Source organism: Pseudomonas sp. PA1(2017), from assembly GCF_001945375.1.
Taxonomy (GTDB): domain Bacteria; phylum Pseudomonadota; class Gammaproteobacteria; order Pseudomonadales; family Pseudomonadaceae; genus Aquipseudomonas.
On record NZ_MSXU01000014.1, the window covers coordinates 75,956 to 88,272 of the forward strand.

Below are 12,317 nucleotides of genomic sequence, written 5' to 3' on the forward strand. Positions count from 1 at the left end.
GCTGTCAAATCGATCGGTACTACCTGGCTGAAATTAAAAAGGCATGGCCTTCACGGCCATGCCTTCGATTGATTCAGGGCTGCGGCTTGCCGTCCCACGGCACGCCATCGAGGGGGCGACGACGCGCCATCTCTTCTTCATCGAGGCCTTCACCGGCGCCGATATCACCTTCGCCCACGATGCTCAGGTCACGATCAGCCGGTTTATCGTCACCGCGCTCGTGTGGCGAACGGGCACCGGAATCGTCGATCAGAGTTTCCGGGCTCAGGTCGTCCATGCTCACGCCATCTTCGTGGCGACCTTCCCTGAGGGTTTCGCCGCCGCTCTGCCCGGCTTCGCGGACACGCTCGTCGGGGTATTCGTGTTGCACCTCGTCGGCTGGACGACGGTCGCCGATGCGCCCTTCGCGATCATCCTGGCGGTCGCTGAAGTCGAGCTGCTCGATCGACCCCATGCGATCCTCCATGTCGTCGATCTCCTGGGGCGTGGGCGATTGCTTGGATGTGCTCATGATGGTCTCCGCTGTGGGTCTATCTGGTGGACTCGCCCCACAGCGGGAAAATTCAGGGAAAGTGACGAGCTCAACCCTCGCCGACCAGTTGCTCGAGTGCCTCTTCGATCACGCTGTCGCTGGTAGGCCGCACCAGGCGAGTGACCTCCACGCCATCGCGCAGCAGCACCAGCGTCGGCCACAGCTTGACCCGGAAGGAACGCCCCAAGGGCCGGCCACTGCCATCCTCGATTTTCAGGTGGCGCACTTCGGGGTAATCCGCCAGCACCTTGGCCAGCAGCGGCTGAGCAGCCTGACAATGACCGCACCAGTCGGTACCGAACTCGAGCACGGTCATAGCGGGCATCGCCTGCACCTCGGCGGATGTCGGGGCTGTGGCGCTATAGGAATTGCTCATGGGATCTCCTCGCCGCGAAACCGCCCCGATCAGGCGGGGCGGTGCGGGGTTGCAGCGTATCAAACGCCGTCGGTGACTTTCTTGACGACCGGCTTGACCCGCTCGGCGATCTCGCCTTCCAGGCGGCTCACGGTATCGGTGATGCGGTCCACTTCGGGGCGCATCGAGCGGGCGTCTTCCATGATGCTCTTGAGCCGGCAGTGCCCACTCAGACCGCGAGCCACCAGCATGCCGCCGAATGCTGCGCGCATCAGGCCGAGCACGCCACCGCGCTTGAGGCCGCCGCGGGCCATGGCGATACCGCTGCCGATGGACAGCGCGCGCTCCCAACCCTGGACGTTACTGCTGCCTTGTTTATCAGATATGGACATCGCGTTCGCTCCGCTCGGTGATTGATATGCAAACGACTGACCGAAGCGGCCTGGCGTTCGACCCCGCCGACAGGCGGATGAACGGCCGTCCATGAACGAAAATGGCTGCCCGAGGGCAGCCATCCGTGCAAAGCCGCTTAGCGCCCGATCACACCATGAAGGAAATGGCCCCGGTGATCACCGCCACGAAGGTGATGGCCAGGGACAGCAGCACCGCCCACTTGACCGTAGCCTTCTGGAAGTCGCCGATGTCCTTGTCGACCATGCCGACCAGCAGCAGCGTGGACGCAACCAGCGGGCTCATCAGGTGTACCGGCTGGCCGAGGATCGACGCGCGGGCGATTTCCAGTGGGCTGATGCCGTAGGCCGCTGCCGCCTTCGCCAGGATCGGCACCACGCCGAAGTAATAGGCATCGTTGGACAGCACGAAGGTCAGCGGCATGCTGGTGATCGCCACCACCATCGGGAACAGGTGCCCCCAGGATGGCGGGATCATGTCGACGATGCTCTGTGCCAGCGCGTCGACCATCTTGGTGCCCGAAAAGATCCCGGCGAACACGCCAGCGGCGAACACCAGCAGCACCACGGTCATGGCATTGCCGGCGTGGGACAGGATGCGCTCTTTCTGGATGTCGAGTTGCGGGTAGTTGATCATCAGTGCGATCACGAAACCGACCAGGAACAGCACCGCGGCGTGGGCCAGGCCCATCACCAGAGCGGTCATCACCGCCACCACCAGCAACAGGTTGATCCACACGAAGCGCGGGCGCTTGTAAGGCTGATCGCCAAGAATTTCCTTGATGTAGCAATCACCGCCACCGGTCTGCAGCTCGGTATTGCCGATGCGAGCACGCTCCTTGCGACCGAGGATGTAGGCGATCAGCACCACGCACGCGGCGCCGGCGGCCATGGTTGGCAGCAGCGGGATGAAGTACTCGGAGGCGTCCAGACCCAGAGCGGCGATGGCACGGGTGGCCGGGCCGCCCCAGGGAGTCATGCCGCTCATGATGCTCAGCGACGGCATCGATACCGTGGCGAGAATCATCGGGTTCATGCCGATGCGCCGGTACAGCGGCAACATCGCCGCGCAGGTGATCATGTAGGTGGTGGTGCCGTCGCCGTCCAAGGCCACGGTCAGCGACAGCAGCGCGGTACCGACGGCGATCTTCACCGGGTCGCCATTGACCTTGTGCAGGATCACGCGGATCAGCGGGTCGAACAGGCCGGTGTCGATCATCAGGCCGAAGAACAGGATCGCGAACAGCAGCAACGCTGCCGACGGCGCGACCATCTTCAGACCGTCGAGAATCATCTTGCCGGTGGAATCACCGAAGCCACCAGCAATGGCGAAGACGATGGGAATGAAGGTGAGTGCCACGATGGGCGACATGCGCTTGGACATGATCATGTAGGTGAACACGACCACCATCGCCAACCCGAGTAGAGCGAGCATCTGAATTCTCTCTTGTATTGTTATTGAGACGAGCGTCGGATGCCGCGCCGATACAGCCGGCGCGGCAGAATTTTAGTTGGCCTTCACTTCAACGGCGACTCGGCGGGGGCGGCCGGCTGCCAGCCGGGCTGCTGCTCTGCGCCTGGCGGCTGCGGGCGTTCGTCGAGCACGGCGTGCAGCGTGCGACGATCACAGGCGCCTTCGGAAATCGACACCACCACGGTGGCCACTGCGTTACTGGCCAGGCTGGTGAGCGCACGGGCTTCGGACATGAAGCGGTCGATGCCGATCAACAGCGCCAGGCCGGCCAGCGGCAGGTCGTGCATCACCGACAGGGTCGAGGCCAGCGCCACGAAGCCGCTACCGGTGACGCCGGCGGCGCCTTTCGAGGAGAGCAGCATCACCGCCAGCATGGTGACGATCTGGGTCAGCGACAGGTCGATGTTGCAGGCCTGGGCAATGAACACGGCAGCCAGGGACAGGTAGATGGCCGTGCCGTCGAGGTTGAACGAGTAGCCGGTCGGCAGCACCAGGCCGACCACCGACTTGCGGCAACCCAGGGCCTGGAGTTTTTCCAGCATGCGCGGCAATACCGGCTCGGTCGACGAGGTGCCGAGCACCACCAGGAACTCTTCGCGAAAATAGCGCAGCAGTTTCCACAGGCTGAAGCCGTACAGGCGGCACAGGCTGCCGAGCACCACGAAGACGAAGAACGCGCAGGCGATGTACAGCGTCATGATCAGCTTGGCCAGCGAGCCCAGCGAGGTGATGCCGTACTGGCCGACGGTGAACGCGATGGCGCCAAAGGCGCCAATCGGCGCGAAGCGCATCAGGTACGAGAAGATCTTGAAGACCATCTTCGAGGCGGCTTCGAGCACGTCGAGCACCGGCTTGCCCGCCTCGCCGATCGACGACAGGGCGAAGCCCGACAGCACGGCGATGAACAGCACCGGCAGCACCTCACCTTCGGCGAATGCGCCCATGAACGTGTTGGGGATGATGTGCATGAAGAATTCGACCACGCCGAGCTTGGCCGCCGAATCGGTGTACTGCGACAGCCCTGCTGTGCTCAGCTTGCTGGGGTCGACGTTCATGCCCACGCCCGGCTGGAACAGGTAGACCGCGCACAGGCCGATCAGCAGGCTGAGTACGGTCAGGCCGAGAAACAGCCCCAGGGTCTTGCCCATCAGGCGGCCAAGCGCGCTTTTCTCCGTCATGCCGGCGATGCCGGTGACGATGGTGCAGAACACCACGGGCGCGATCATCATCTTCACCAGCTTGATGAAGGCATCGCCCAGTGGTTTGAGAGCAGTGGCTTGCTGCGCCCAGAAGTGCCCGACCAGTACGCCCAGCAGCACGGCGCAGAGGATCTGGAAATATAACGATCTGACGACTTTCATCAGGCATCACCCATTTATAGAAATTGTTCGGATGCGCAAATTTTCGTGCGGGCCGGTCGCTCAACCGGCCAGACGTTGCCCTTCCGGGGCGTGTACCTCTCCGGAAAACAGCCGGCGGGCGGTGCGTACCACGGAGGCACGGATCGTCTGGCCGTTTTCACCCACGTACGCCAACGCGACTTCGATCGACCCGCTCGGGTGCTCGATGCGTACGTGATCCAGGCGCTCTGCGTTGTCATCGAGACCCAGCAGGTCGGCGGCCACGGTGTTCGGGCTGACGCAGGCAGTCGCCAGACCGATCGAACCGGTGATCGCCAGGGCGCGATGACAGTTGTGAGGCATGAAGTAACGGACCTGGATGGTGCCGCCTGCCGATGCAGGCGCCAGCAGGACCGGCTTGGGAATGACTTTTTCACTGACGTCGCCCAGGCCCATGGCCAGGCCCGCCTGCAGGCGGATCGACTCGAGACGGGCGAGAAAGGCGCTGTCGGCGTCCAGCTCGGCGGGCGACTCCTGGCCGGTCTTGCCCAGGCTGGCGGCGTCGATCAACACCATCGGCATGGCCATGTCGATGCAGGTGGTTTGCACGTCATCGAACCTGTCGCGGGTGTTGCCAGTGGGGAACAGCTTTCCGGTCTTGCTACCCGCCGCGTCCAGAAAGGTCAGCTCGATGGGCGCGGCAACGCCCGGTACGCCGTCGATGCGGGTATTGCCGGCATAGGTGACCACACCGCCCGGAGTCTGCACTTTCGAGCAGACGAAGGTGCCGGTGTTGAGGTTGCGAATACGCACTTCGGTGGTCGACGAGCCGGCCTTGATCAGGCCCTGCTCGATGGCGAACGGGCCGACGGCGCACAGCATGTTGCCGCAGTTCGGCGCGGTATCCACACGGCGCTGGGACACCATGACCTGCACGAAGAGGTAATCGACATCCGCGTCCGGGTGGCTGGACGGGCTGACGATGGCGACCTTGCTGGTCTGCGGGCTGCCGCCCCCGATGCCGTCGATCTCCAGTTCATGCCCTGCCCCCATGACAGACAGCAGCACTTCGTTTCGCTCGTCAATCGACTCAGGCAAGTCGCTGGCAAGGAAAACCGGCCCTTTGGAGGTGCCTCCGCGCATGAGCACACAGGGGATTCGCATGACTTTCTCTCTTGTACTGATCAATCAGGCCGATTGATGCCTTGAGCAAAAGAGTCACACGCGCTGACAATTCCATCAAATGCAAAGATTTCAGAATTTAATGCGCCATGCGCATCAAAAGAACACTTTGATTAGCTGCGTGCGAAACGCTTAATCGCACGAAATCCGTCAAAATAGTGCTTAAAATCTTGGTATATCTGCAAATTCAAGAAAATGACCATCGTGAAAACTGTCATCAGCGAATACATCGCTGTGGCCATATGGCGCTGATCCGATCAACAAAACAGGCTGTCCATTGACAAAAAAATCGGCAAGATTCCGCTCAAAAAACGCCACCCGTGGGCAGCGCTGTTCTTGAATGCAATTTCGCCAACTGATCTCGCGATGGCTTACGCAGGCTTGTCGGTGCCTAGTGCGGTGTAGCCAGGCCACTGCTTGAGCAGGGTATCGACGAACTGCTCGGCGGCCGGGGACAGCGAGGAACCATGGCGCCGCACCAGGCCCAGGGTACGGCTGATCACCGGGTCGACCAGCGGACGCTGCACCAGTATCGGGTGATCCTCGACCGGCATCGCCAGGCTCGGCATGGCGGCGATGCCCAACCCGGCCTCGACCATGCCCAGGGACGTGGACAGGTGCTGAACCTCGTAGAACCAGCTGGGTCGCCAGTCCAGGTGTGCGAGGCCATGATCGAGCAGGACGCGGTTGCCGCTCAAGCGCCCGACGCCGATCAGGCGATAGTCACTCAGCTCACGCCAGGCCACTTGCGGCTGTTCGGCCAGCGGGTGATCGCGCCGGCAGGCCAGCACGAAGGGTTCGTTGACCAGCGGCGTGAAATCGATCTCTGCGTGCTGACCACTGAGCATGTTGATGCCGAAATCCGCCTCGCCACGCAGCACCGCTTCCAGGCCCTCGTGGGCACTCAGGTCGAGAATGCGGATGCGAATTTTCGGGTACTGACGATTGAAATCGCGAATCACCGTGGGCAGGAAATAGAACGCCGCGGTGGGGATGCACGCCAGCGTCACCTGGCCGGACTGGCGCTCGGCCAGTTCGCGAATACCGAGAATCGAGCGTTCGAAATCGTCGAGCAGGCGCCGCGCCTTGGGCAGGAAATCACGACCGACCGCCGTGAGGCTGACCCGCCGCGTGGTGCGATCCAGCAGTTGGGTGCCAAGCCCCTCCTCCAGCTTCTGCATGCGTCGGGTAAGGGCTGGTTGCGAGAGATGGATGGCGTTGGCCGCTTCGTGAAAATTGCCGAACTCGGCGATCTTGACGAAGGCGCGCAGGTCCTGAAGTTCGTAATTCATGCAAAAAACCTATCAATTCATATTTTTATTTTTCAGCGCAGATTAGTGCATTAAACAACATCTGGCGATTTGCACCCAATGGAAGATCATCACAGGCGCATTAATGCATTTAAATTATCAATAAACAAAATATATGCAATTTACAAAACAAACGGCGATAACCACCATTTAGGGAAAGCAACAATAAGCAAATTTATTGCACTGGAGACATCATGCAAGCCATCCCCTGCGTGCTGATGCGCGGCGGCACCTCTCGCGGCCCGTTCTTTCTGGCCAACCACCTGCCCACCGATATCGCTGCACGAGACGAGCTGCTCCTCAACGTGATGGGTTCCGGCCACGAGCTGGAAATCGATGGCATCGGCGGCGGCAGCCCGCAGACCAGCAAGGTCGCCATCGTCAGCACCTCCGACCATCCCGACGCCGATGTCGACTATCTGTTCGTGCAGGTCATGGTCAATCAGCGCCGCGTCGACACAGCGCCCAACTGCGGCAACATGCTCTGCGCGGTCGGCCCGTTCGCCATCGAGCACGGCCTGGTCAACGTCAGCACACCGGTCACCCGGGTGCGTATCCGCAACCTCAACACCAATACGCTGGTCGACTCGGAAGTGCAGACGCCCAAGGGCAAGGTGCGCTACGAAGGTGATACCTGCATCGATGGCGTGCCCGGCAGCGCCGCGCCGATCAAGCTGACTTTCCTCGATGCCGCCGGCGCCAAGACCGGCCAGTTGCTGCCCACCGGCAAGGTGCGCGACAGCTTCGATGGCGTCGCCGTCACCTGCATCGACATGGCCATGCCCATGGTGCTGGTGCATGCCGAAGCGCTGGGCAAGACCGGCTACGAAACCCCGGCCGAGCTGGATGCCGACACCGCCCTGCTCGAACGCTTGGAGCGCATCCGCCTGCAAGCCGGCGCGGCCATGGGCCTGGGCGACGTCAGCCAGATGGTGATTCCTAAGCCGGTGCTGCTTGCCCCACCGCGCAAGGGCGGCACGCTGTCGACGCGCTACTTCATGCCCCACAACTGCCACCGTTCGATCGCGGCCACCGGCGCCATCGGCCTGGCCACCGCCTGCGCACTGCCCGGCAGCGTGGCGTTCGACATCGCTCCCATCACCGGCGCGGCACTGGTACGCCTGGAACATCCGGGCGGCGAGATCGAAGTGTCACTGGCACCCGGCGAAGACGCGCAACCGCACAGCATGCAGGCCTCTCTGGTTCGCACCGCACGCCGCCTGTTCGCCGGCGACGTGTACGTGCCGCAGGCCCTGAGAGGCACGCCCCGCAAGAACTGACGCCAACCAACGCTGCACCACGAGTAAATAATAATGACAACAAAGAACCTGTTTCACGCCGCCGTCACCCCCGCTTTCGTTCTGGCCAGCCTGCCACTGGCCGTCAACACGGCGCTGGCCGATGGTTTCATCGAAGACAGCAAGGCCAACCTGGAACTGCGCAACTTCTACCTCAACCGCGACTTCCGCGACGGCCCGGGGCAAAACAAGCGCGAAGAATGGGCCCAGGGCTTCATCCTCAACATGGAGTCCGGCTACACCAGCGGCACCGTTGGTGTCGGCCTCGACGCACTGGCCATGCTCGGCGTCAAGCTCGATTCCTCACCCGATCGCTCCGGCACCGACCTGCTGCCGCGCGACAGCCAACGACGTGCCGAGGACGACTACAGCAAGCTTGGCCTGACCGCCAAGGTGCGCGTCGCCGACAGCGTGCTCAAGGTCGGCACCCTGATGCCGAAGATGCCCACCTTGCAGTTCAGCAACGCCCGCCTGTTGCCCCAGACCTTCGAAGGCTGGCAGGTGCAGAGCAAGGACATCGAGCGCCTGACCGCTTCCTTCGGGCAGATTTCCCGCGTCGTGCAGCGCGACGTATCGGGCTCCGAGAAGCTGGCCCTGAACAACAAGAACGGCCGCTTTGGCGGCAGCCCAAGCAGTGACCACCTGCGTTTCGGCAGCCTCGATTACGCACTGACGCCCAATACCCAGCTCAGCTATCACCAGGGCGAACTCACCGATATCTACCGCCAGCACTTCTTCGGCCTGCAGCACACCCTGCCCCTTGGCACGGGCAAGCTGAAGAGCGACCTGCGTTACTTCAACAACAGCGAAAGCGGCCAGGCCCGCGCCGGCAATATCGACAACCAGGCGTACAACGCCATGTTCACCTACAGCCTGGCCGGCCATGCGCTGGGCCTGGGCTACCAGCAGATGCGAGGCGACGAGGGCTTCACTTATGTAGACGGCGCCACGCCGTATCTGACCAACTTCGTGCAGATCAACGATTTCGCCGGGCCTGACGAGCGCTCCTGGCAAGTGCGCTACGACTACGACTTCAGCAAGGTGGGCATTCCTGGCCTGACCTTCATGACTCGTTACGTACGCGGCAGTGGAATCGACCTGGCCAACGGCAGCACCGGTGCCGAGTGGGAACGCAATACCGACCTGGCCTATGCGTTCAGCCAGGGCCCGCTGAAGAACCTCACCGTCACTTGGCGCAACGCGGCCTACCGCGCCAACTTCACCCGGGGAATCGATGAGAACCGCCTGATTCTGAGCTACGCCCTGCCGATCTGGTGATACGGCGAACCACCTGCAAATAACTCCAATACAGGTAAAACACCGATGAAAAACCTCAAACACCGCCTTCTTCTGCCCCTTGCCGGCGCCCTGCTGATGACCAGCCTGCAGGCCCATGCCGCACAGCCCAACCGCCCCGAGTGCATTGCGCCCAGCAAGCCGGGTGGCGGTTTCGACCTGACCTGCAAGCTGGCCCAGGCCGGCATGAAGGACAATGACGTGCTCAAGTCGCCAATGCGGGTCACCTACATGCCAGGCGGCATCGGTGCGGTAGCCTATAACGCCGTGGTCGCCAACCGCCGTAACGAGCCCAGCACCCTGGTGGCTTTCTCTGGCGCCTCGCTGCTCAATCTGGCACTGGGCAAATACGGGCGCTTCGACGAGAACGAAGTACAGTGGCTGACCACCATCGGCACCGACTACGGCACCCTGGCGGTGCGTGAGGACTCGCCCTACAAGAACCTCGACGACGTGGTGAAGGCGCTCAAGAAAGATCCGAAAAGCGTCGTCGTCGGCGGTGGCGGCAGCATTGGCGGCCAGGGCTGGATGAAGATCGCCCTGCTCGCCAAGGCTGCCGGCATCAACCCGAGCGAACTGCGCTACGCCGCATTCGAAGGTGGCTCCGAGCACTACATGGCACTGATGGGCAAACACGTCGATCTGGTCACCGGCAGCGCCAGCGAAATCGCTTCGCAGAAAGGCAACAACATCCGCACCCTGGCGGTATTCAGCGAGGAGCGCCTGCCGGGCGACCTGGCCGAGATCCCGACCGCTCGCGAGCAGGGTTACGAGATCCAGTGGCCACTGATCCGCGGCTACTTCCTAGGCCCGGACGTGCCTGAAGAACAGGTGCAATGGTGGCGCGAGGCATTCGCCAAGCTGGAGTCCTCACCTGAATTCGAGCGCTACATGGTCGACCGCGACGTGCTGCCGATGTACGTGAGCGGCGCGGACCTGCAGGCACTGGTCCACAAGCAGGTGGCCGAATACCGCGAGCTGGGCCGCGAGTTCGGACTGGTCGAATAACCCCTTCCAGGCACCCCTGAAACGCAGGCACGCCCCTGCTTTCGGCGGTGCCTTTCGGGCCAGCCGTTCGGCTCTCCCCTACGGAGCACCACCATGCAAGACCGTATCTTTGCGGGCGTCAGCCTGCTGCTTTGTCTCGGCCTCTCGTTGGCCGCCTGGAGCTACCACGCCCCCTTCTCCTACGAACCCGTGGGGCCGCGCGCCTTCCCACTGCTATTGATCGTGATGATCGCCCTGGGCGCCATCTACCTGTTGGTGAAACCCTCACGCGCCAGCGACGAAGCCACCGAGCCGGCGCTGGATCGTCATGTGATCCGCAAGATCGTGCTGTGCATCGTCGCCCTGACGATCTACGCGGCGCTGTTCGAGCTCGCCGGGTTCATCGTCGCCAGCACCGTCTTCGCCATCGCCATGGCACGCCTGTACGAAGGCAGCTGGAAAGCCAGCCTGAGCTCCGGCGTGCTGCTCGCCGTCGGGCTTTACCTGCTGTTCGACAAGGCCCTCGACGTACCGCTGCCACTCGGCCTGCTTTCCGGCCTGGAGTTCTGACCGTATGGATACTTTCAGCTACCTGGGGCAAGGCTTCGGCGTCGCCCTGAGCCCCTACAACCTGTTCACCGCGCTGTGCGGCACCCTGATCGGCACCATCGTCGGCCTGCTACCGGGCCTGGGCCCGATCAACGGCGTGGCGCTGCTGATTCCGATCGCCTTCGCCCTCGGCCTGCCGCCGGAAACCGCGCTGATCCTGCTGGCTGCCGTGTACCTGGGCTGTGAATACGGCGGTCGTATTTCCTCGATCCTGCTGAACATCCCCGGTGAAGCCTCGGCGGTGATGACCACCCTGGACGGCTACCCGCTGGCCCGTCAGGGCAAGGCAGGCGTGGCATTGTCGATCTCCGCCTGGAGCTCGTTCGTTGGCGGCCTGATGGCCACCTGCGGCGTGGTGCTGTTCGCCCCGTTGCTGGCCAAGTGGGCGGTGGCGTTCGGCCCGGCCGAGTACTTCGTGCTGATGGTGTTCGCCATCACCTGTCTGGCCGGCATGGCCGGCAACAAGCCGATGAAGACGGCCATCGCCTGCTGCATCGGCCTGCTGCTGTCGTGCGTCGGTATCGATTCGAACAGCGGTGTATATCGCTTCACCTTCGGCAGCCTGGGCCTGGCCGACGGCATCCAGTTCGTGGTGTTGGTGCTCGGTCTGTTCTCGGTCAGCGAGATCCTCGTGCTGCTCGAACGCACCCACCATGGCCAGAAGGCCATCGAAGCCAAAGGCCGCATGCTGTTCAACCTCAAGGAAGGCCTCTCGGTACTGGCCACCAACCTGCGCAGCGGCGCACTGGGCTTCGGCCTGGGCATCCTGCCGGGCGCCGGTGCGACCCTGGCCAGCGCGGTGGCCTACATGAGCGAGAAACGCCTGGCGGTGAAGGACAACAAATTCGGCGACGGTGACCTGCGCGGCCTGGCCGCGCCGGAAACCGCCAACAGCGCCTCGGCCTGCGGCTCTCTGGTGCCGATGCTGACCTTGGGCGTGCCCGGCTCCGGTACCACCGCGGTGATGCTCGGTGCCCTGACGCTGTACAACATCACCCCCGGCCCGCTGCTGTTCCAGAACCAGCCGGACATCGTCTGGGGCTTGATCGCCTCGCTGTTCGTGGCCAACATCATGCTCATCGTGATGAACGTACCGATGATCAAGATCTTCACCAAGATCCTCGCCGTACCTTACTGGGCCCTGGTGCCGGCCATCGCCATCATCACCTCGATCGGCGTTTACGCCGTGCACGCCACCGCGTTCGACCTGTACCTGATGATCGGCATCGGCGTCGCCGGCTACATCCTGCGCAAGCTGGACTTCCCGCTGTCGGCCATCCTGCTGGGCTTCATCCTGGGCGGTTTGATGGAACAGAACCTGCGCCGCGCCCTGTCACTGTCCAACGGTGACCTGAGCATCCTGTGGAGCAGCTCGATCAGCCTGGCCGTATGGGCGCTGGTGGCTATGATGATAGCCTTGCCCATCTGGCGAATCTGGCGAGCCCGCCGCAACAACGCAGCGGCGCTGCGGAGCGCCAGCTGACCCCCACCGAATCAGGCTCCCTCGGGAGCCTGAACCGTTTT

General features: G+C 62.9%; 12 protein-coding genes. 5 read left to right on the forward strand and 7 right to left on the reverse strand.

Annotated elements, in window-relative coordinates; all coding sequences use genetic code 11:
• Positions 1-73: 73 nt before the first annotated feature.
• The 7 genes from BVH01_RS19730 to BVH01_RS19760 all read right to left on the reverse strand — a co-directional run bounded on the left by BVH01_RS19730 (position 74) and on the right by BVH01_RS19760 (position 6,585).
• On the reverse strand, positions 74-511 hold the full coding sequence (locus tag BVH01_RS19730; RefSeq protein WP_075931937.1) for a phosphotransferase system, HPr-related protein: 438 nt from the start codon (positions 509-511) through the stop codon (positions 74-76).
• Positions 512-581: 70 nt separating this feature from the next.
• The gene (locus BVH01_RS19735; RefSeq protein ID WP_075931938.1) at positions 582-908 is read right to left on the reverse strand and encodes a thioredoxin family protein; all 327 of its coding nucleotides are present in this window, start codon (positions 906-908) and stop codon (positions 582-584) included.
• A gap of 59 nt (positions 909-967) precedes the next feature.
• Positions 968-1,279 (reverse strand): YgaP-like transmembrane domain, encoded by a 312-nt coding sequence (locus BVH01_RS19740; protein WP_075931939.1) that lies wholly within the window; start codon positions 1,277-1,279, stop codon positions 968-970.
• 148 nt (positions 1,280-1,427) lie between these two features.
• Positions 1,428-2,756, reverse strand: coding sequence for a CitMHS family transporter (locus tag BVH01_RS19745; RefSeq protein ID WP_371915613.1), 1,329 nt, complete (start codon positions 2,754-2,756; stop codon positions 1,428-1,430).
• Between the two features lie 59 nt (positions 2,757-2,815).
• On the reverse strand, positions 2,816-4,132 hold the full coding sequence (locus tag BVH01_RS19750) for a dicarboxylate/amino acid:cation symporter (RefSeq protein ID WP_075931941.1): 1,317 nt from the start codon (positions 4,130-4,132) through the stop codon (positions 2,816-2,818).
• Between the two features lie 60 nt (positions 4,133-4,192).
• Positions 4,193-5,275 carry a 4-oxalomesaconate tautomerase gene (locus BVH01_RS19755; RefSeq protein WP_075931942.1) on the reverse strand — a complete coding sequence of 361 codons (1,083 nt, stop codon included), beginning with the start codon at positions 5,273-5,275 and terminating at the stop codon, positions 4,193-4,195.
• Between the two features lie 389 nt (positions 5,276-5,664).
• Positions 5,665-6,585 carry a LysR family transcriptional regulator gene (locus tag BVH01_RS19760; RefSeq protein ID WP_075931943.1) on the reverse strand — a complete coding sequence of 307 codons (921 nt, stop codon included), beginning with the start codon at positions 6,583-6,585 and terminating at the stop codon, positions 5,665-5,667.
• A 212-nt stretch (positions 6,586-6,797) separates the two neighbouring features.
• Here BVH01_RS19760 and BVH01_RS19765 point away from each other — a divergent pair, with 212 nt between their 5' ends.
• The 5 genes from BVH01_RS19765 (at position 6,798) to BVH01_RS19785 (ending at position 12,276) form a co-directional block, all read left to right on the forward strand.
• The gene (locus BVH01_RS19765) at positions 6,798-7,883 is read left to right on the forward strand and encodes a 4-oxalomesaconate tautomerase (protein ID WP_075931944.1); all 1,086 of its coding nucleotides are present in this window, start codon (positions 6,798-6,800) and stop codon (positions 7,881-7,883) included.
• A 33-nt stretch (positions 7,884-7,916) separates the two neighbouring features.
• On the forward strand, positions 7,917-9,179 hold the full coding sequence (locus tag BVH01_RS19770; protein WP_075931945.1) for an OprD family porin: 1,263 nt from the start codon (positions 7,917-7,919) through the stop codon (positions 9,177-9,179).
• 45 nt (positions 9,180-9,224) lie between these two features.
• On the forward strand, positions 9,225-10,205 hold the full coding sequence (locus BVH01_RS19775) for a tripartite tricarboxylate transporter substrate binding protein (protein WP_075931946.1): 981 nt from the start codon (positions 9,225-9,227) through the stop codon (positions 10,203-10,205).
• Positions 10,206-10,298: 93 nt separating this feature from the next.
• The gene (locus tag BVH01_RS19780) at positions 10,299-10,754 is read left to right on the forward strand and encodes a tripartite tricarboxylate transporter TctB family protein (RefSeq protein ID WP_075931947.1); all 456 of its coding nucleotides are present in this window, start codon (positions 10,299-10,301) and stop codon (positions 10,752-10,754) included.
• A 4-nt stretch (positions 10,755-10,758) separates the two neighbouring features.
• Entirely contained in the window at positions 10,759-12,276 is a 1,518-nt protein-coding gene (locus tag BVH01_RS19785; RefSeq protein ID WP_075931948.1) for a tripartite tricarboxylate transporter permease, read from the forward strand.
• The last annotated feature ends 41 nt before the right edge of the window (positions 12,277-12,317 follow it).

What these genes read in the sequence shown, in the direction of transcription:
- BVH01_RS19730 (WP_075931937.1), bottom strand. Translation starts at nt 511, where the DNA reads ATGAGCACATCCAAGCAATCGCCCACGCCCCAGGAGATCGACGACATG.
- BVH01_RS19735 (WP_075931938.1), bottom strand. Translation starts at nt 908, where the DNA reads ATGAGCAATTCCTATAGCGCCACAGCCCCGACATCCGCCGAGGTGCAG.
- BVH01_RS19740 (WP_075931939.1), bottom strand. Translation starts at nt 1,279, where the DNA reads ATGTCCATATCTGATAAACAAGGCAGCAGTAACGTCCAGGGTTGGGAG.
- BVH01_RS19750 (WP_075931941.1), bottom strand. Translation starts at nt 4,132, where the DNA reads ATGAAAGTCGTCAGATCGTTATATTTCCAGATCCTCTGCGCCGTGCTG.
- BVH01_RS19755 (WP_075931942.1), bottom strand. Translation starts at nt 5,275, where the DNA reads ATGCGAATCCCCTGTGTGCTCATGCGCGGAGGCACCTCCAAAGGGCCG.
- BVH01_RS19760 (WP_075931943.1), bottom strand. Translation starts at nt 6,585, where the DNA reads ATGAATTACGAACTTCAGGACCTGCGCGCCTTCGTCAAGATCGCCGAG.
- BVH01_RS19765 (WP_075931944.1), top strand. Translation starts at nt 6,798, where the DNA reads ATGCAAGCCATCCCCTGCGTGCTGATGCGCGGCGGCACCTCTCGCGGC.
- BVH01_RS19770 (WP_075931945.1), top strand. Translation starts at nt 7,917, where the DNA reads ATGACAACAAAGAACCTGTTTCACGCCGCCGTCACCCCCGCTTTCGTT.
- BVH01_RS19775 (WP_075931946.1), top strand. Translation starts at nt 9,225, where the DNA reads ATGAAAAACCTCAAACACCGCCTTCTTCTGCCCCTTGCCGGCGCCCTG.
- BVH01_RS19780 (WP_075931947.1), top strand. Translation starts at nt 10,299, where the DNA reads ATGCAAGACCGTATCTTTGCGGGCGTCAGCCTGCTGCTTTGTCTCGGC.
- BVH01_RS19785 (WP_075931948.1), top strand. Translation starts at nt 10,759, where the DNA reads ATGGATACTTTCAGCTACCTGGGGCAAGGCTTCGGCGTCGCCCTGAGC.